This is a genomic window from Desulfosalsimonas sp. (assembly GCF_055149105.1).
The window spans coordinates 1-18,122 of record NZ_JBSRLA010000003.1; the positions used below are offsets into that span (position 1 = coordinate 1).

Here is an 18,122-nt window from a genome sequence, read left to right on the forward strand (position 1 = left end):
GCCCGGGGGTGGTTTGCGAGTCGCATTGAGCGCGCAAGCGGTCAGCAGGGAGCAAACCGCCACCGGGCCGGCATCATGCGAAAATTATAGAACCAGGCAATAACAGCAACTGTTTTGATGTTACTTAGAAGTGTTCCCCCCGGGCCGCAGCCCAGGACCGAACACTGCAAATAACTTTTTGCCATATGCTTAAAAGCTTTGATTTTATTTTTTTGAGCCTTGAGCCTTGAGCCTTGAACCTTGAACCTTGAACCTTGAACGAAGTTATTTAGAAGAAGCCGTGTGCAAACATCCAGAGCCAGGGAAAAACAAAGTTCCCGCAGCGAACATGAGAGAAGGGTCTATTCTGCGTCCAGGAGCTTGCGGATTTGGGTGCTGTCGTATTTACCGGCCGGTGATACCGGGATCTGGTCGGTGAGCCGGATTTTGCGGGGCAGGGCATAGCCGGGAAGGCGGTCTGTGAGGTGGCGGCGGATTTGGGACAGAGAGGTTTGTGCAGCGGCAAGGGCCCGGATTTCGTTTCCCCGGCTGCCGTTGTCGGCCACGCTCAATACGGCTGCATCCGATACTTCCGGCATTTCCAGTAAGACCGCCCGGATTTCATCCAAATCCACCCGCTTTCCCCCCACCTTGACAATCCGGTCGGCCCGGCCCTCCAGGGAAAATGCATTGGGCCCCACCACGCGGATGCGGTCGCTGGTGACAAAAAAGTTGTCTGCATCCACGGGAAGCTCCGGGGATATGAAATTCGAGCTGATGGCCAGGCATCCGTCTGTTTGTTTCCATTGAATGCAGTCAAAAGGCGTAAAATGCGGCTGGACGGTTGTGCATACCCGGGAGGCGATGCCGCCGGTCTCGGTGGAGCCGTAAATTTCAGTGATGCCAAGGCCGGTTTTTTCATAAAAGGCCCGGCTGTCCCCGGGCTCCAGCCGGGCTGCGGAGCAGAGGGCGACTGCCAGGCTCGAAGCCGGCAGATCCATGCCTGCAGCCATCCTGTAATGAAGCGGGATGCTCACAAGGTATGTGGCCCGGTGTTTTTCAATGGCGGCCCGGATTTCATTGGGGTAGGTCGGTACCCCCTCGACAACCCCGGCGCCCGCCACAAGGGGGGTGAGCACGGAAAACAGCAGGCCGTAGATGTGGCAGGGCGGGACCGTGGCCACAAACCGGTCCTGTTGGGTTACCTGCATTTTTTGTGCGTGATAAATGGCTTCAAAAAACAGGTTGCCGATGGTTTTGCTCCAGGTGCGGGGGGCGGCTGTGGAGCCGCCGGTAAAAAGCTTGACAAAGACCTCGCCGGGCTCCCGGATCAAAGAGGCGTCAAAAGTCGTATGCCCGACAGAAGGCGGTACCGGGCTCACTGCTTCAACCTCCGGGGGCAGCTCCTCCGGGGCATCTGTGACAGCCTTTGAAAAACCATGCTCCTGCCGGATCCGGGCGAGCACGGATTTTTCATATGAATAGGGCAAAATAAGGGTTGCCGGGCGGGTAAGCGCTGCAAGCAGGGCCGCGGCGATTTTCCCGCGGTCGGTTGTACACAGACACAGGCTGACCGGTCGGTCTTTGTCAAACACCCCGTGCTGAAACCCGGCGGCCATTGAATAGATGTTTTTGTAGGTCCAGCTTCCGGGAACAAAGTCATCATCTGCGTTGGCCGGGCCTGCGGCCACATTTTTCAGAATTGTAAAAGGCGGCATCATGTCTTTTCGGATCAATATACGGGTAAACAGAATCAAAATCAGATGAAAATCAATCCTTGCGCGAGAATTGGATATAATATATTGCATTTTGACTTGCAAGCGGTTATTTCCGGAATTATTCAACCCCATAAGGAGGCGATTGTGGGTCTTTCCAGAATGCTGGCCGTAAAATTGATTAAAACACGCTTTGTCCGCCGCGCTGTGCGGGAAAACGCCGACCTGGAGATTTTCCGGCAAAAACCCACTCCCCGGTTCATTGCCGGCCTGGTTTTGATTGGGGCCAGTTATGTCTTTTGCTGGCCGGTTATCAGTGCCCTGGGGGTTTTTGCCGCCTACATGCGCCAACCCCTGTGGGTGGTGGCCGGCGCCCCCTTGGTTTGGACCACGACCCATTTTCTGTGCATGTTCGGCGCATATCTGGCCGGCAAGGAGCATTCCAGGGCCTTTTTGAAATGGGCTCTGCGCCTTTTTGTTGAAAAACACGCCCCTGACTGCCTTCCGGACAAAATCTGCTGATTTGCCGGCCCCCGTCTTTGTGATCTTCTTTTAATATCTTGTTTTTATTTGATTATGATTTGTGCCCGACATTGCGTGTACCCGGCTTGTACACGCAATGTTTGATTGGAGGGCTTTGAGACGGGTCTCTTCGTGGCGGAATAATTCCATTTATTTTTAAAATTCAAATAGTTGTCCTGAGAATCCATGTTTTGGTATGGTTCTTGTATGCAATATAGCGAACAACACACAACCATTTATCTATTATTCAAGCGGTTCGCATATGGAGGTTAAAATGAGCAGCAATACAAAAACAGCAGTGGTTTTTCCGGGACAGGGAACCCAGCGGCCGGGCATGGGCAAGGATTTTTATGACAATGTATCCGCCAGCCGCCTTGCTTACGAGGAAGCATCTGACGTACTGGGATGGGACGTTGGCGCCATGTGCTTCGGGGAAAATGAAAAAATCAATCTCACCGAGTACGCACAGCCTTCCATCCTGGCAACCGAGATCGCGATGTTAAGGGGTCTTCAGGAACTTTACGGCTTTTATCCGGATTATTTCGGCGGTCACAGCCTGGGAGAATACACGGCCCTGGTGGCCGCCGGCGCCATGCCCTTTGCAGACGCCCTGAAAACCGTGGAAACCCGCGGCCATCTGATGCAGGAGGCCACCCCCCCCGGAATCGGCGCCATGGCGGCAGTGATTGCCAAAAACATTGATATTGAAAAAATCCGCAAAATGCTCGAAGATCTTCCCATGGATGTGGCCAATATCAATTCCACCGACCAGGTGGTGATCAGCGGCCATGCCGGCAGCATGGACAAGGCAAAAGAGCGCATCAGCGGGTCCATGGAAAATCAGGACGACATGCGTTTTGTGCCCCTAAACGTCAGCGCGCCTTTTCACAGCCGCTTTATGAACGCCATCAAGGAAGCCTTCCGGGAAGTGCTGGCCGCGGTTTCCGCAAGGATGAATTCCAAAAACGCTGCACGGGTGACCTCCAATTACACGGGTTTGTTTCATGGGGCCACATCCGACCGGGTCATTGAGGCATTGGTGGCCCAGTTGAGCGGTTCGGTGAAATGGCGTGACAACATGCAGGCCCTGGCGGCCCAATCCCGGCAGATCTATGAGATCGGGCCGAACCGTCCGCTGAAGAATTTTTTTCGCAGTCTGGATATCCAGTGCAAGTCCATTACCAGTCTTTCGGCAGCAAAAAGGGAATTTAGTGCATGATGGCTTTTGACAGCAACTATTGGGCGGTCATTATCGGCGGCTCCAGCGGCTTTGGCCTGGCTGCGGCCAAAAAACTGGCCGCCCATGGAATGAATCTCTGTATTGTACACCGGGACCGGCGCAGCGCAATGAAGAAAATCGAGCCGGAATTTGACAAATTGCGCCAGACCGGTGTGAATCTGCTGGCTTTCAATCTCGACGGACTCTCTGATGAGGGACGGACCCGGGTTCTTGACGAGCTTTCCCATACCCTGGCCGATCAGGGACGCATCCGCCTTGTGCTCCACAGCGTGGCTTTTGGCAATCTCAAGCTGCTGGGTCCCTATCCGGGCTCTCCTGTGCCGGGCCAGACCCGGAACCTGCTGGCCAATGAGGCAGGAGTGTCTGCCGAGCGCATGGACGAGATTGTGCAAAGCGCGTTTTCACAAGGCTACAATGCCGTCTATCCCCTGGTTGATGACAAGGGCGATTACAGCAACCGCCAGTTTCTCGGGGCGGAGGATTTCAACCGCACCCTCCAGGCCATGGGATACAACATTGTGGAATGGGTCCAGGATATCCTGTCCAGAAACCTTTTTGCAAAAGACGCCCGGGTGCTTGGCCTGACAAGCGAGGGAAACACCGTGGCCTGGAAGGGGTATGCGGCAATTTCCGCGGCCAAGGCGGTGCTTGAATCCGTCAGCCGCGCCATGGCTGTTGAATTTGCACCCAGCGGGATCCGCTCCAATATCATCCAGGCCGGCATCACCGATACTCCGGCCCTTCGCGCCATTCCCGGAAGTGACCGGATCCGCGCCCAGGCTGTCTTGCGCAATCCCTTCGGCCGCCTGACCACCCCGGAGGACGTGGCGGATGTGATTTATCTGTTGTGCACGGATGAAGCCGCATGGATCAATGGTGCGCTCATCTGCGCGGATGGCGGGGAGAGGGTCGGATAAGCCAATGCTTTACCTTCACGGCCTGGGTCATTTTTACCCGGACAATGTCATTGACAATCAGTTTCTCAGGGATCTGGATATCGGCAGCGATGAGCAGTGGATTCTGGAGCGCGTGGGCATTGCCGCCCGCCGTACCTCCCTTCCCCTGGATTATATCCGGCACACCAAAAACCGTGATCCCAGAGCGGCCACCGAGGCAAGCCTGTATACCCGGTCCGGGGCCGGGGCGGCGGCAGCCCGCATGGCCCTTGAGCGGGCGAAAATTGATACCCAGGATATCGGCATGGTGATTTCCGGGACCTCCACGCCCAGATACACCATTCCTGCAGAAGCCTCTGTGATTGCAGCAGAACTGGGCATTCAGGCCCCGTGCATGGACATGAACGCGGCCTGTTCCACTTTTCTGGTGCAGCTGGCTTTCCTTGATGCCATGGCCCCGGAAAAGGCCCCGGGTTTTATCCTGGTGGTCAATCCGGAAAATTACACCCATGTGGTGGATTATTCCGACCGCAGGGTGGCGCCTTTGTTTGGTGACGGTACCAGCGCGGCCGTGGTTTCAGCCCGGCATCCGTCACGCTTCTGCTTTGAATCCCTGCAGTACGGATCTGATCCGGCCTCCTGGGACAGGGTGCAGATTCCCAGCGGCGGCCATTTCAGGCAGGACGGCAGTCAGGTTCAGCGCTTTGCCATCCGCAAGGCCACAGAAGGCGTGCGCCGGCTTCAGGAGGAATACCCTGAAAACCGGGACCAATTTCGGTTTGTGGGCCATCAGGCCAACCTGATGATGCTTCAAACCGTCTGCCGCAGGTGCGGAATTGATGAAGGCCGGAACCTGTACAACGTGGTCGAATACGGAAATACCGGGTGCTCAAGCGCACCGGCCGTGCTCAGCCAGAATTGGGAGCAGCTGCAGCCGGGTGATCACATTGCCGTGGCAGTGGTGGGCTCCGGTTTGACCTGGGGCCACGGTTTGCTTAAAATCAACGATTGATGGCGCCCTAAAAGTCCAATATCTGCGTTACACGCAATTTCTCAGAATTTCACGTACGTCTAAGTACGCTGCATTCTTCGAAATTGCGCAAGCCTTGATCTTGAACTTTTTATGGCGCCATCTGAAATCAGACATTTTACAGTGTCATGAACGATTCGGAATAAAATATGCAATACCAACAGTTTTTACAGCAGGAGCAATTTGATCTGGCTCAGCTCATCGCCTTTTCCTACGGCCGACTGGTCAGCGACCCTCCGGCGGATTTTGACGCCCGGCTGCCGGCACCGCCTTTTTTGATGATCGACCGGATCGTGTCCCTTGAGGCCAACGGCAACAAGGGCGTTATCACGGCTGAACAGGACATCCGGCTGGACGCCTGGTATTTCCAGTGCCATTTTCCGGGTGATCCGGTACAGCCCGGATGCCTGGGCGTGGATGCGGTCTGGCAGCTGCTTGGCTTCTACGGGGTGTGGCGCGGGGCATTGGGCGCGGGCCGGGCCCTGGGATGCGAGGAAGTGGTGTTCAACGGCCAGATCCGCCCGTATAACGAGGTGGTGCGCTTTGAAATCGAGGTGCTCCGGTTCAGGGAGATGAAAAGCAACGGATCTGCCATTGTGATGGCCAACGCACAGATTCTGGCCGACAACACCCCGGTTGCCACGGTGAAAAAAGCCCGGGCCGGGATTTTTAAAAACATCGCAGACAGCAATTATCCGAGAATAGAATAGAAAGTTTTAAGTTTTAAGTGTTAAGTTTTAAGTATTTCCTTTCAAGTCTTAACTCCTTGGTTTTTTTCTTAATACTTAAAACTTAAAACTTAAAACTTAACACTTTTTTTAACCGAGGTATATATGACCGATACAGAAAAGACATGCGCAGACAAGCCCGTGGCCCTGGTCACCGGCGGGGCCGGGGGCATTGGAGCGGCCTGCTGCCGGGCGCTTTGCGACAAAGGCTTTTGCGTGGCCATCCATTTCCGCAAAAGCGCCGAACCCGCCCGGAAATTGCTCGAAGAGCTCCAGGCCAGGGGCGGGGCCGGTTTTCTGCTTCAGGCGGATCTGGCATCTGCAGAACAGATCGATGCCATGGTCAATGAAATCAAAAAACAGGCCGGTCGTGTGGATGTGCTCGTCAATAATGCGGGTTTTACCTTAAATGACATGATCCTGACCATGAAGCTCGATGACTTTGACGCCCAGCGGAGCGTGGGGCGCGGGGCCTGGTACCTGACCAAGCGGGTGCTGCGGGTGTTTATGTTCCGGCGGGCATCCGGCCGGATCATCAATATTTCCAGTGTTGTGGGTCACACCGGGAACGCCGGCCAGGTCCCCTATACCATGGAAAAGGCGGCCACCGATGCCATGACCAAATCCCTTGCCAAGGAACTGGCCGGGAAAAACATCCTGGTCAATTCCGTTGCCCCGGGTTTTATTGATACGGACATGACAGAAGCCCTGCCCGAAGACATCCGTGAACAGATCCTTTCGGCAGTGCCCCTGGGCCGGATGGGCCGGCCTGATGAAGTCGCCGAAGTGGTGGGTTTTCTGGCCACGGGTGCATCCTATATTCAGGGCAGCGTGATCCATGTCAACGGAGGCATGTATGGGGGCTGATGCGCGGATGATCCAACAGGTCCTGGATCTGATTCCCCAGCAGCGGCCCTTTCGTTTCATCGACGATATTCTGGAAGTCGATGACAAGCACATCAGGGCCGTCTACCGGTTTCGGGACGATGAGTTTTTTTATCAAGGCCATTTCCCCGGCCATCCGGTCACACCTGGGGTGATTCTGATTGAGACCATGGCCCAGGCCGGGGTCGTGGCCCTGGGGATTGCCATTTTGCTGCACCAGAACCGGCCGGTATCTGAAATCCGGCAGTTAAAGACGCTTTTTACATTTGCCGAATCCGTGGAGTTTACCGGCATGGTGGCGCCCGGGGAAAAAGTGGCAATACTTGGAGAAAAGATTTATTTTCGCAGGGGCAGCATTAAAACAAAGGTCAGCATAGAGCGGCAAAACAAGCAAAGCGTTTGTACGGGCGTGCTGATGGGAACAGGAGTGAAACTCGATGCATAAAAGGGTTGTTGTTACGGGAATGGGCGTTGTCAGCCCCAACGGCATAGGATTGGACAATTTTGAAACCGGCCTGCGCCGGGGAGCCTCCGGGATTCGTTTTATACCCCGGCTTGAAGATCTGAAATTCGGATGCCGCATCGGTGCCGTACCCGAAGGTTTTGACGAGGCTTGCAGCCGGTATTTTGATAATTTCCGGCAGCAGTCGTTTTTGAGCGAAACCATCCGGTATGCGGCTGTATCGGCCATGGATGCCTGGAAAGATGCCGGTTTTGCCATTCCCGGAGACGAAGATGGCCCGGACTGGGATTCGGGCACGGTGTTTGGCTGCGGCATATCGGACATGGAGGTGATCGCAACAGAAGTGGTGCCCACGGTCAATGAAGGAAGGGTCAAAAGACTGGGCACCCGGGTGGTGGAACGGGTCATGGGCAGCGGCACAAGTGCGCGCATCGGCGGACTGCTGGCTTTGGGAAACCAGGTGACCTCCAATTCCTCGGCCTGCAGCACGGGCTCAGAGGCCGTGGTGGAGGCGGTCTGGAAGATCCGCACAGGTCTTGCCAAACGAATGGTGGCCGGCGGTGCTGAAGGCGCTTCGCCTTACACATGGAGCGGATTTGATTCCATGCGCGTTCTGGCCAGGAAATTCAACGATGATCCTGAAAAAGGATCCCGGCCCATGAGCGCATCCGCATGCGGGTTTGTGCCTGGCGCCGGGGCCGCGGCCCTGGTGCTCGAAGACCTGGAAACCGCTCTGGACCGGGGCGCGCGGATTTATGCCGAGGTCAAGGGTGTTATGGCCAATTCCGGCGGCCACCGAAACGGCGGTTCCATGACCGCGCCCAACCCCGAAGGAGCCCAGCGCTGTATCCGCGGGGCAATGAAGGATGCCGGGGTCGGCCCGGAGCAGATCGATGCCATCAACGGTCATCTCACTGCCACGTTTGCCGATCCCCATGAGGTGAAAAACTGGTCCGCCGCCCTGGGCCGGCAGGCGGCGGATTTTCCGTGGATCAATTCCACCAAGTCCATGATCGGCCACTGCCTGGGCGCCGCAGGTGCCATTGAAACCGTGGCGGCCGTGCTGGAACTTGATCGGGGTTTTCTGCACCCGTCGATAAACTGCGAGGATCCCCATCCGGAGATTGCCTCTTTTGCGCACCGGTTTGTCACCACGTGCAAGGAAATGCCGGAACTCAAAACCATTGCCAAGGCCTGTTTCGGATTCGGGGATGTCAATTCATGTCTGATTCTGCAAAAATGGGAAAATAAATATTAACATATGGAGGTAACAAAAATGGATAAACAACAGATTTTCGACGATGTGGTGGGCATTATCAAAGACTATGTCAAGGATGAATCAAAACTGGCAAACGTGAGCATGGAAACCTCCATTCTCGATGATCTCAAGGTCAATTCCGCCCGTCTCGTTGATATCATTATCCAGTTTGAAGACACCTTTGACATTGAAATCGACGATGATGACGCAGACAGTATCCGCTCCATCGGTGATGCGGTCAATTATATCGCTGGCCGGGTGGGCGCAGACCAGGGCGCTGAATAATTCATCCTATGGACGACCGGATAAAACGCTCTTTAAACACCCAGGAGATGCTGGGCCGGTTTGCCGTGTGGCTCACCGCGCCCCTCATTGTCCTGGCCATCCGTCTTGCCGGCTGGCGGATCCGGGATCTGGCCGCGGTGCGCCGCCGGATCCGGGATTTAATGCGCCAGCACAAGGGGCCATGGCTGATTTGCGCCAATCATCTGACCCTGATTGATTCCTTTATCCTGGCCTATGCCATGTTTCCCACCTGGCGATACATGACAGATTTTCACATGGTGCCCTGGAACATGCCGGAATACATGAATTTTAACCGCAATCGCCTGGTGGGGGGATTTTGCTATCTCACCAAGTGCATTCCGGTGGTCCGGGGCGGCGACCGGGAGGGGGTCAAGCAGAGCCTGGAAAAATGCGTGCAAATCCTTCAAAAGGGCCAGAACCTCATGATTTTTCCCGAAGGCACCCGTTCGCGAACCGGGCGGGTCAACACCCGGGATTATACCTATAATGTGGGGCGATGGATGTGTCAGATGTCTGACGTCCGGGTGCTGTGCATGTATCTGCGCGGCGACAGCCAGGATACCTACAGCGATTTTCCCGTCCGGGGCGAAACCTTTACCCTCATGGTGGAGCCGTGCCGCCCGGCAACCAAACTCAAGGGACTGCGGGCCCACAGGGATTGTGCCGGGCAGATCATCGGGCATCTTGCGGATATGGAGAAGCGGTATTTTGCGCGCAGTGGGAAATGATGTGGTGGATCTGGGAACAGACGGCGCATGCGGTAAAAGCCGGGACAGGCGCTTTGTTTCCCGTGTGCTCACGGCATCTGAGCAAAACCGGCTGGCAGAAAGCCAACACCCCGACGCCTGTCTGTGGGCGATGTGGGCCGCCAAGGAGGCCGCCTACAAGGCCGTATCCAGAATTTTTCCGGATATTTCCGCATGGCCCGGCCGCTACGAGACGGTGTTTGACCATCCGGGCCTGCCCCGGCAGTTTGCCGGCACGGTCAGCACCCCTGAAGTATCCGTGTGTGTGCGCCTCCATTGGGATGAAAACCGTGTCCATTGTGTGGGGCTAATCGGTTCTTCGGAGTTATGGCAGGACCTGACAGCCCATGTGTTCGAACCCGATTACGATGCACATCCGGAAATACAGTCTTCAGCAAAACAACTTTCCGCCGCTGCCCGCACCGCTGCGGCCGCAGCCATTGGTCTGCATACGGGCCTGCCCCAGGGCCTTGTAAAAATTGAGCGTACTCGCGTTTCTCAGCGCTCGGTCCCGCCTGTTGTCAAAATTCAGGGCATCCACACGGAAATTCCCGTCAGCCTCAGCCATCACGGCCGGTTTGCGGCTTTTGCCTTCCTTGCACCCCTTCAGGCCCAATCTGCTGCAATGTGTTCTTGACTATTTACACCGTATTTTTTACAAATAGATTTTGATGGCGCCGTAAAGAGTCCAATATCTGCGTTACGCGCAATTTTTCAGAATTTCACGTACGGATAAGTACGCTGCATTCTTCGAAATTGCGCAAGCCTTGATCTTGAACTCTTTACGGCGCCATCTGAAAAGTTCCAAGGAAGTCCAATTTTGCAAAAATCTAAATCCGGGCATGGCCCTTTGCGGTTTTGTGCGGGTGTTTTTCAAACAACCGGGCAGATATCCATATGAGCAGTAGCCGACAGGACATTGAGGCCGAAATATACAGAATTTTCCGGGAGCAGTTTGAAATCGAGGATCCGGGTCCGGATGAGGATCTGCGGGAAGTCCATGGTTTTGACAGCATTGACGCCATTGAACTGCTCATGGAAATTGAAAAGCTTTTTCAGGTGGAAATGGATCAGGAAACCAAAAAGGAAGCCTTGTCCTATATCCGGACCATAAACGGTATCTGCGATTACATAGAGCAGGTTCTGCCCGATGCAGATGCCCGGGTATCAGAGGCGGTCAACCGCTGATGGATCGAAGAGTCGTCATCACCGCAGCATCTGCCGTCACGCCCATCGGCAATTCAAAGCAGAAGATTGTCCACAGCCTTCAAAACGGCGTTTCCGGGGTCCTGCCCCTGCGCCATGACGATCTGCTGGCCGATTATCTGCACTGCCGGGTCTTTGGCACTGTGCAGGAACCCATAGAGTACGGTTTTGAGCGAAAATACCGCAAAACCATGGGGCCGGTGTCCTATTACGCCTGCCACGTGGTTGGACAGCTGCTGGAGCAGTCCGGGCTGAGCCGGGAATTTGTCTCCTCGGGCCGCCTGGGCGTGGCCTTCGGCTCCACCCACGGCAGCCCCTCGGTGCAGCGCCACATCTACAAGGCCCTTTACCACCAGGAAAAAGGTGTTTCCGGCTCCCTTGGCGCGGTGGATTACCTGAAGTCCATGGTGCACACCACGGCGGTGAACATCACCAAAATGTTTGAGATCACCGGCCGGGTGATCTGTTCCTCCACTGCCTGCACCACAAGCAGTCAATCCATCGGCTACGGTTATGAAATGGTGAAATACGGAATGCAGGATGCCATGGTGTGCGGCGGTGCCGATGAATACGACACCACCACCGTGGCGGTGTTTGACAACCTGCTGGCCTGCTCCACGGCATACAATGACCGGCCCGGACAGACCCCCCGCCCCTTTGACGACGACCGCGACGGTCTGGTTGTGGCCGAAGGCGCCGGCGCGGTGCTGCTGGAGGAATACGAAGCCGCCAGAAAGCGGGGCGCCCCGATTCTGGGCGAAGTCATCGGGTTTTCCTGCAACAACAACGGCGGTGATCTGATTTTTCCCAATCTCGACGGCATCACCCGCACCATCCAACTGGGCCTGGAAAGCGCCGGGATCGGGCCGGAGGCAATGGATTTTATCAGCGCTCATGCCACGGGAACCAAAATGGGCGATGTTATTGAGGCCCGGGCCATTGAGCAGGTTTTCGGAAACTCGCCCATGGTGACCGGACTGAAGGGATACACCGGCCATACCATGGCCTCCTGCGGCGTGATTGAAACCATCATGACCCTTTACATGATGGAAAATGGCTTTGTCGCCCCCACCCTGCACCTGGAAAATATTGATTCCAGATGTACCGGAATCGGCCATGTCACCCAATTGAAAGATAAAGCCATTGATATTGCATCCGTGCAGAATTTCGCATTCGGCGGGGTCAATACCAGCCTTGTGCTAAAAGTCCCTGCGCTCTGATATGAGCCGGTTTGTCCGATTTTTCAAGCCTGTGGTGGACACCGGGGTGACCCTGGTGCTTTGGGGGTATTTCATTTTCGGGTTTCTTTTTTTCTTCTCACCGGTTTACGCCTGGGCGTTTTTATTTGCCGCAGACCGGACCCGGGCCTTTCAGCGGCTCAATCACCTGTTTTTCAAAAGCTTTGTCCGACTGGTGCGCTTTGTTGTGCCGGGTTTGAAAATTCGCATGGATAAAAGCCTTGAGGGTCTTGGCCCCTGCGTGGTGGTGGCCAATCACCGCTCCTATCTGGACCCGGTTTTGCTGACCGCAGTTTTTGAAAAACACACCACCATTGTCAAAAGCGCATTTTTCCGCACCCCGGTGTTCGGCCGGGTCATCCGCACAGCCGGCTATATCCCCTCGGATACCGCCAACGGGTTTTCGGATCTGTTGCTCTCCCGCATGCAGCAGTTTCCTGCTTTTTTCCAACAAGGCGGAATTGTGTTTATTTTCCCTGAAGGCACCCGAAGCAGAACCGGCCGCCTGGGGGAATTTAATCCCGGGGCGTTTAAAATCGCCCGCCGGTTTGGAGTGCCTGTGGAAGTGCTTTGCGTCACGGGCACGGACCGGTTGTTTTCTCCGGGCCGGTTTTTATTTCACACCTGCATTGAAAACCGCATCACGGTCTGCCGGGCCGGAGCCATCTCCGCAGATCAGGTCCGGCAGCTTTCCTTAAAGGAGCTGATGCAAAAAAGCCGGGAAATTATGGAAGCCGGTCTTTCGGATTCGTGATTTGCCGGTGGCGATTGTGGTAATGGTGCAGGTTGGCATTGGCAATAAAACCGCAGAATATTTTGGCAAAAAATGGACATGACAGAAAACAACCATTCCGGCCGGTCCCTAGGGGAACGTCTGCTTGAGCTGGAAGCCGAGAAAAAATCCCTGGAAACCATCATAGAGAGTATCGAGGATGGTTTTATCGAAACCGACCTGCGGGGCAATATTACCCGGTTTAACCGGGCCTTTTGCCATATCAGCGGCTATGGGCCCGAAGAAGCCCACGGGCTTTCCTACCGCAAATACATGGATGAGCCCACTGCCCTGAGCGTGTACCGGGCGTTTAACAAGGTATACAAGACCGGGGTGTCCAACAAGGCATTTGATTATGAGATCATCCGCAAAGACGGCCAGCGCCGCAACCTGGAAATCTCCATTGCCCCCATCCAGGGCGAGGACGGGCGGGTCAGCGGGTTTCGGTGCGTGATGCGGGATGTGACCAAGCGCAAAAGGGCCGAAAACGAGCTAATGGGCCAGCGCCGACGGCTGGAGGCCATCTTCCGGAGCGTGGATGACGCCATTGTCACCGTGGACACGGATCTCAACGTGGTTGAGGCCAATGACGCGGCAGCCAAGATTTGCGGGATCCAGGCAGAAAAACTGCCGGCAGCGTTTACATGCGGCCATGACGGGCAATGCAGCTGCGCATGCCTGGATATTGTCAAGGAAACCCTGGCCAGAAGAAGGGCCATGCGCGATTATCAGGTCGCCTGCGGCCGGCAAAGCGCGCCCATGCAGAAGGTAAGCCTTTCCTGCGCCCCCCTGGAGGATCCCGCAGGAAGCTTTCTGGGCGCGGTGCTGGTGATCCGCGACATCACCCGTCTCACGGATCTGGAACGAGAGCTGGAACAGCGGCACCAGTTTCACCGTATCATTGGCAAAAGCCACCAGATGCAGAAGATCTACCGCCTGGTGGAAGATATTTCCGATTATGAGGCAACTGTTTTGATCCGCGGAGAAAGCGGCACCGGCAAGGAGCTGGTGGCAAGGGCCATCCACGACAGCGGCAGCCGGCGTTTTAAGCCATTTGTCACGGTCAACTGTTCGGCCCTGGCCGAACAGTTGCTGGAAAGTGAACTCTTCGGCCATGTAAAGGGGGCGTTCACAGGTGCGATCCGGGACCATATCGGCCGGTTTCAGGCCGCCAACGGCGGCACCCTGCTGCTTGATGAAATCGGGGAAATCTCGCCGCTGATCCAGCTCAAGCTGCTGCGGGTGCTTCAGGAAAAAGAATTCGAGCGGGTGGGCGATTCGCGTTCCGTGCGCGTGGATGCCCGGGTGATTGCCTGCACCCACCAGGATTTAAAGGAAAAGGTCCGGCGCGGGGAGTTTCGCGAGGATCTTTATTACCGGTTAAATGTCCTGGAAATCCGGATTCCGCCTTTGCGCGAGCGTCCCGAGGATCTGCCCCTTCTGGTGGAGCATTTTGTGCGCCGGTTTGAGAAAAAATTCCGCATGTGCATCGACGGGGTCAGCCCCGAGGTGATGGATGTGTTTATGAAATATCACTGGCCCGGCAATGTCCGGGAGGTGGAGCACTGCATTGAACGGGCCGTGATCTTAAGCCGGGGCGGTACAATCGGCATTGAACATATTTCCGGGGAAATTCTGGGCAGCATCCGCTCGGGCAGACCGGCAAAGGCCATGAAAAAAGAAGACGAAATCCGCAGAATTGCCCAAATCCTGGAGCAGACCGACTGGAACAAGGCCAAATCCGCCCGGCTTCTGGGCATCAGCCGCAAGACCTTGTATCAGAAAATCCGCAAATATCAGATTGCTCCGGAAAAATCCGCCCAGGTGTAACCGGTTTCACATGTGTGGGGTGACAATTTTGTTTCTTTTATTCACGAATCCGGCTGCAATGGCTGGATGACATTTGGTAAGCCCTTCCTTTTTTTCATTTCTTCCGGTTGGTTATCCTCTATTCAAAAGGCGGCCTATCAGCTGACTATAATGGCATGGATTTTGATAGTCTGATGTGAAGACATGTTTCCTGTATACCAGAGGAATAAAATCATACCAGGAGAGGTTTACCCATGAAGGAAGTGGTCATTACAGCAGCGGTCAGAACGCCTGTGGGCAAATTCGGGGGGGTGTTTCAATCCCTGGGGGCCCTGGATCTGACCATTCCGGTGATCCGGGCGCTGGTGGAAACAACCGGCATTAACGCCGGCATTGTCGAGGACGTGTTCTGGGGCTGCAACTATCAGAAAACCTACCGGGAAAACAACCTGGCCCGGGTGGCCGCGGTAAAGGCGGGTCTTCCTGTAAGCGTTGCCGGCATTACCCTTCATCGCAACTGCACGTCCTCCATGTCGGCCATCCAGATGGCCTATTACCAGATCAAATGCGGGGAGGCGGATGTGATCATGGCCGGTGGAACCGATTCCATGAGCAATGCCTCCTACACCATAGAGAAAATGCGAAACGGCGCTCGCATGGGCCACACCCAGGTCCGCGATTCCATGTGGGATTCTCTGACAGAGCTCGGCATTGGCCCGGCCATGGGCATTACTGCTGAAAATCTGGCGGAGAAATATGACATCAGCCGCCAGGCCCAGGATGAGCTGGCCCTGACCAGTCATCAGCGGGCAGTGGCAGCCATTGATCAGGGTAGGTTCAAAGATGAAATCCTGCCCCTGGAGGTTAAAGCCGGAAAAGAGACCCGTACGGTGGACACGGACGAACACCCCCGCAGGGACGTGTCCATGGAAGGCTTTGCCAGGCTCAAGCCGGCGTTTAAACCCGACGGTACGGTGACGGCCGGAAATGCCTCTGGGATCAACGACGGTGCCGCGGCAATGCTTCTGATGTCTGCGGAAAAAGCCAGAGAACTCAACCTGCCGGTGCTGGCGGTGGTTTCCTCTGCTGCCACTGTCGGCGTGGATCCGGATATCATGGGCATCGGACCTGTTGAGGCCATTCCAAAGGCCCTGAAAAAAGCCGGGTTTTCCATTGCCGACATTGAGCTTTTTGAGATCAACGAGGCCTTTGCCGCCCAGTATCTGGCCTGTGAAAAGGCCCTTGAGCTCAACCGGGACATCACCAATGTCAATGGCAGCGGCATCAGCCTCGGCCATCCCGTGGGCGCCACGGGCGCCCGGATTACCACCACACTGCTTTTTGAAATGAAACGCCGCAATCTCAGTAAAGGTGTTGCCTCCCTTTGCGCCGGCGGCGGAATGGGGACCGCCCTGGTTGCTGAGCGGGCATAACCGTTTTGACTTTATAGACAAAGAAAGAACAAAAATCATGGCCCAGATTCTTGCAGACCGCAGAGATATCGATTTTGTGCTCTATGAGCAGTTTGATGCAGAGCAGTTGACCCGCTTTCACAAGTTTGCCGATCAGAACAAAAAACTTTTCGACATGCTCATCACAGAGGCCCGCAACCTTGCCGTCAAAGAGATTCTGCCCACAAATGCGTTAGGCGATGAGCAGGGCGTTGTTTTTGAAAACGGGCAAGTGCGGGTGCCGGAATGCTTTCACCGTCCTTTCCGCCTGCTGCTCGACGGGGAATGGACTTCGATGATCGAAAGCCCGGAATACGGCGGCCAGGGCATTCCCAACATGATCAACACCGCTGTGCTGGAATATATCTGGGGCGCCAACTACTGCCTGGCCAATTACGGCATGATGGGACACGGCACCGGAAAGATGATCGAGCTGTTTGGCACACCCGAACAAAAGGCTCTTTTTGTCAAAAAGCTCTACAAGGGCCAGTGGGGCGGCACCATGCTGCTGACCGAACCCGAGGCCGGATCCGATGTGGGTGCACTGACCACATCAGCGCGCAAAAACGCTGACGGCACCTACTCGATTACCGGAAACAAGATATTTATCACCAACGGCGAACATGATCTCACCGAAAATATCATCCATCCGGTCCTGGCCCGGGTGGAGGGAGCGCCTGCGGGCACCCGGGGGATTTCCATTTTCATTGTGCCAAAGATCCGGGTCAATGCGGACGGCTCGCCCGGGGAGCCAAATGATGTGGTCTGCACCGGGGTGGAAAAAAAGATGGGTATCCACGCCAGCGCCACCTGCAGCATCGCACTTGGCCAGAAAGGACAGTGCCGGGGCCTTTTGCTTGGCGAGGAAAACCAGGGCATGCCCATTATGTTTCACATGATGAATGAGGCACGCTTAAACGTGGGTTTTCAGGGATTTACCTATGCCTCTGTGGCGTATTTGTATGCAGCCAATTATGCCAAACAGCGCATCCAGGGAAGAGACATTGCCGCGGGAAAGGATCCCGAGGCGCCAAACGTGCCCATTGTGTCCCATCCGGATGTCCGCAGGATGCTGATGTGGATGAAAGCTCATGTGGACGGCATGCGAAGCTTTATCTACTATGTATCGCTTCTTATGGACCGCAAAAACGCCGACCCGGAAGGCAGCCGGTCTGAAACCGACCAGGATCTCATTGATTTTTTCATCCCCCTGGCAAAGGCTTACTGCAGTCAGCGCAGCTTTGACGTTTGCGCAACCGCCATGCAGGTCTACGGCGGATACGGGTATACCCGGGAATTTCCGGTGGAGCAGCTCATGCGCGACTGCCGGATCACCTCCATTTACGAGGGCACAGACGGCATTCAGGCCATGGATCTCATCGGGCGCAAACTGCGGCTCAAAAACGGGCGCTTGTTTGCCTGTTTTGTCGAAGACGTGGGAAAAACCATTTCCCGGGCAAGGGATATACCGGCTCTCACGGACCTGGCCGATGTTCTGGCCCGGGCGCTGGCCAGGCTGGAGCAGGCCGCGGGCAAAGTGTCCGGGCAGGGCTCTGCTGATCAGATCAGAACCGCCTATGCCTATGCATTTCCGTTTCTGGAGGCCACCGGTGATGTGATTGTGGCATGGATGCTGTTGTGGCGGGCCTGCGTGGCCTCGGAAAAATTGGCGGCCAAAGTGCGCAAAAAGGATAAAAACTACTATCAGGGCATGGTGCAGACGGCTGAATTTTTCATTTGCAATCTGCTGCCCCCGGCCATGGGAAAGATGGATTCCATTGTTTCGCCCGTCAGTGCGGCCATTGATATCGCTGATGACTGCTTCGGCGGATAAAAAGACCAATAAGTCCGCCGCCGCCGGCATTTTGCAGGAGAGCC

The 18,122-nt window shown here is 55.5% G+C and carries 18 protein-coding genes; 17 read left to right on the forward strand and 1 reads right to left on the reverse strand.

The genetic code is table 11. The annotated features are described in order from the left end of the window. Positions 1 to 341: 341 nt before the first annotated feature. Positions 342 to 1,787 (reverse strand): class I adenylate-forming enzyme family protein, encoded by a 1,446-nt coding sequence (locus tag ACTCIA_RS00995; RefSeq protein ID WP_462999938.1) that lies wholly within the window; start codon positions 1,785 to 1,787, stop codon positions 342 to 344. Between the two features lie 54 nt (positions 1,788 to 1,841). On the opposite strand from ACTCIA_RS00995, the gene ACTCIA_RS01000 reads away from it, so the two are divergent. The 17 genes from ACTCIA_RS01000 (at position 1,842) to ACTCIA_RS01080 (ending at position 18,078) form a co-directional block, all read left to right on the forward strand. Further along, positions 1,842 to 2,216, forward strand: a complete 375-nt coding sequence (locus tag ACTCIA_RS01000) for a hypothetical protein (RefSeq protein WP_462999939.1) — start codon at positions 1,842 to 1,844, stop codon at positions 2,214 to 2,216. 274 nt (positions 2,217 to 2,490) lie between these two features. Further along, positions 2,491 to 3,435, forward strand: a complete 945-nt coding sequence (locus tag ACTCIA_RS01005) for an ACP S-malonyltransferase (RefSeq protein ID WP_462999940.1) — start codon at positions 2,491 to 2,493, stop codon at positions 3,433 to 3,435. Further along, a complete protein-coding gene (locus ACTCIA_RS01010) occupies positions 3,432 to 4,373 on the forward strand; it encodes an SDR family oxidoreductase (RefSeq protein WP_462999941.1) in 942 nt (313 codons plus the stop codon). The genes ACTCIA_RS01005 and ACTCIA_RS01010 overlap by 4 nt, the downstream gene beginning before the upstream one ends. 4 nt (positions 4,374 to 4,377) lie before the next feature. Beyond that, positions 4,378 to 5,364: a ketoacyl-ACP synthase III gene (locus ACTCIA_RS01015; protein ID WP_462999942.1), complete on the forward strand. Its 987-nt coding sequence runs from the start codon at positions 4,378 to 4,380 to the stop codon at positions 5,362 to 5,364. 167 nt (positions 5,365 to 5,531) lie between these two features. Beyond that, on the forward strand, positions 5,532 to 6,092 hold the full coding sequence (gene fabA / locus ACTCIA_RS01020; protein ID WP_462999943.1) for a bifunctional 3-hydroxydecanoyl-ACP dehydratase/trans-2-decenoyl-ACP isomerase: 561 nt from the start codon (positions 5,532 to 5,534) through the stop codon (positions 6,090 to 6,092). A 123-nt stretch (positions 6,093 to 6,215) separates the two neighbouring features. After that, positions 6,216 to 6,977: a 3-oxoacyl-ACP reductase family protein gene (locus tag ACTCIA_RS01025; protein WP_462999944.1), complete on the forward strand. Its 762-nt coding sequence runs from the start codon at positions 6,216 to 6,218 to the stop codon at positions 6,975 to 6,977. Next, positions 6,967 to 7,440 carry a 3-hydroxyacyl-ACP dehydratase FabZ family protein gene (locus ACTCIA_RS01030; protein ID WP_462999945.1) on the forward strand — a complete coding sequence of 158 codons (474 nt, stop codon included), beginning with the start codon at positions 6,967 to 6,969 and terminating at the stop codon, positions 7,438 to 7,440. The genes ACTCIA_RS01025 and ACTCIA_RS01030 overlap by 11 nt, the downstream gene beginning before the upstream one ends. After that, positions 7,433 to 8,716, forward strand: coding sequence for a beta-ketoacyl-[acyl-carrier-protein] synthase family protein (locus ACTCIA_RS01035; protein ID WP_462999946.1), 1,284 nt, complete (start codon positions 7,433 to 7,435; stop codon positions 8,714 to 8,716). Before ACTCIA_RS01030 ends, ACTCIA_RS01035 begins: the two co-directional genes overlap by 8 nt. A gap of 18 nt (positions 8,717 to 8,734) precedes the next feature. Further along, on the forward strand, positions 8,735 to 9,001 hold the full coding sequence (locus ACTCIA_RS01040; protein WP_462999947.1) for a phosphopantetheine-binding protein: 267 nt from the start codon (positions 8,735 to 8,737) through the stop codon (positions 8,999 to 9,001). 8 nt (positions 9,002 to 9,009) lie between these two features. After that, positions 9,010 to 9,750: a lysophospholipid acyltransferase family protein gene (locus tag ACTCIA_RS01045; RefSeq protein WP_462999948.1), complete on the forward strand. Its 741-nt coding sequence runs from the start codon at positions 9,010 to 9,012 to the stop codon at positions 9,748 to 9,750. Continuing rightward, complete coding sequence (locus ACTCIA_RS01050; protein WP_463000035.1) at positions 9,740 to 10,405, forward strand: 4'-phosphopantetheinyl transferase superfamily protein; 666 nt, start codon at positions 9,740 to 9,742, stop codon at positions 10,403 to 10,405. The genes ACTCIA_RS01045 and ACTCIA_RS01050 overlap by 11 nt, the downstream gene beginning before the upstream one ends. 260 nt (positions 10,406 to 10,665) lie before the next feature. Further along, positions 10,666 to 10,956: an acyl carrier protein gene (locus tag ACTCIA_RS01055; RefSeq protein WP_462999949.1), complete on the forward strand. Its 291-nt coding sequence runs from the start codon at positions 10,666 to 10,668 to the stop codon at positions 10,954 to 10,956. Next, a complete protein-coding gene (locus tag ACTCIA_RS01060) occupies positions 10,956 to 12,194 on the forward strand; it encodes a beta-ketoacyl-[acyl-carrier-protein] synthase family protein (protein ID WP_462999950.1) in 1,239 nt (412 codons plus the stop codon). The genes ACTCIA_RS01055 and ACTCIA_RS01060 overlap by 1 nt, the downstream gene beginning before the upstream one ends. Position 12,195: 1 nt before the next feature. Continuing rightward, positions 12,196 to 12,966: a lysophospholipid acyltransferase family protein gene (locus ACTCIA_RS01065; RefSeq protein WP_462999951.1), complete on the forward strand. Its 771-nt coding sequence runs from the start codon at positions 12,196 to 12,198 to the stop codon at positions 12,964 to 12,966. A gap of 78 nt (positions 12,967 to 13,044) precedes the next feature. Next, positions 13,045 to 14,814, forward strand: coding sequence for a sigma 54-interacting transcriptional regulator (locus ACTCIA_RS01070; RefSeq protein WP_462999952.1), 1,770 nt, complete (start codon positions 13,045 to 13,047; stop codon positions 14,812 to 14,814). 233 nt (positions 14,815 to 15,047) lie between these two features. Further along, positions 15,048 to 16,226 (forward strand): thiolase family protein, encoded by a 1,179-nt coding sequence (locus ACTCIA_RS01075; protein ID WP_462999953.1) that lies wholly within the window; start codon positions 15,048 to 15,050, stop codon positions 16,224 to 16,226. A gap of 37 nt (positions 16,227 to 16,263) precedes the next feature. Then, the gene (locus tag ACTCIA_RS01080) at positions 16,264 to 18,078 is read left to right on the forward strand and encodes an acyl-CoA dehydrogenase (protein WP_462999954.1); all 1,815 of its coding nucleotides are present in this window, start codon (positions 16,264 to 16,266) and stop codon (positions 18,076 to 18,078) included. Positions 18,079 to 18,122 lie beyond the last annotated feature (44 nt).

Excerpts from the sequence above, each read along its gene's own strand:
- ACTCIA_RS01005 (WP_462999940.1), top strand. The coding sequence starts at position 2,491 with ATGAGCAGCAATACAAAAACAGCAGTGGTTTTTCCGGGACAGGGAACC.
- ACTCIA_RS01045 (WP_462999948.1), top strand. The coding sequence starts at position 9,010 with ATGGACGACCGGATAAAACGCTCTTTAAACACCCAGGAGATGCTGGGC.
- ACTCIA_RS01040 (WP_462999947.1), top strand. The coding sequence starts at position 8,735 with ATGGATAAACAACAGATTTTCGACGATGTGGTGGGCATTATCAAAGAC.
- ACTCIA_RS01010 (WP_462999941.1), top strand. The coding sequence starts at position 3,432 with ATGATGGCTTTTGACAGCAACTATTGGGCGGTCATTATCGGCGGCTCC.
- fabA (WP_462999943.1), top strand. The coding sequence starts at position 5,532 with ATGCAATACCAACAGTTTTTACAGCAGGAGCAATTTGATCTGGCTCAG.
- ACTCIA_RS01080 (WP_462999954.1), top strand. The coding sequence starts at position 16,264 with ATGGCCCAGATTCTTGCAGACCGCAGAGATATCGATTTTGTGCTCTAT.
- ACTCIA_RS01055 (WP_462999949.1), top strand. The coding sequence starts at position 10,666 with ATGAGCAGTAGCCGACAGGACATTGAGGCCGAAATATACAGAATTTTC.
- ACTCIA_RS01065 (WP_462999951.1), top strand. The coding sequence starts at position 12,196 with ATGAGCCGGTTTGTCCGATTTTTCAAGCCTGTGGTGGACACCGGGGTG.
- ACTCIA_RS00995 (WP_462999938.1), bottom strand. The coding sequence starts at position 1,787 with ATGCAATATATTATATCCAATTCTCGCGCAAGGATTGATTTTCATCTG.
- ACTCIA_RS01030 (WP_462999945.1), top strand. The coding sequence starts at position 6,967 with ATGGGGGCTGATGCGCGGATGATCCAACAGGTCCTGGATCTGATTCCC.
- ACTCIA_RS01025 (WP_462999944.1), top strand. The coding sequence starts at position 6,216 with ATGACCGATACAGAAAAGACATGCGCAGACAAGCCCGTGGCCCTGGTC.
- ACTCIA_RS01060 (WP_462999950.1), top strand. The coding sequence starts at position 10,956 with ATGGATCGAAGAGTCGTCATCACCGCAGCATCTGCCGTCACGCCCATC.
- ACTCIA_RS01015 (WP_462999942.1), top strand. The coding sequence starts at position 4,378 with ATGCTTTACCTTCACGGCCTGGGTCATTTTTACCCGGACAATGTCATT.
- ACTCIA_RS01075 (WP_462999953.1), top strand. The coding sequence starts at position 15,048 with ATGAAGGAAGTGGTCATTACAGCAGCGGTCAGAACGCCTGTGGGCAAA.
- ACTCIA_RS01070 (WP_462999952.1), top strand. The coding sequence starts at position 13,045 with ATGACAGAAAACAACCATTCCGGCCGGTCCCTAGGGGAACGTCTGCTT.
- ACTCIA_RS01035 (WP_462999946.1), top strand. The coding sequence starts at position 7,433 with ATGCATAAAAGGGTTGTTGTTACGGGAATGGGCGTTGTCAGCCCCAAC.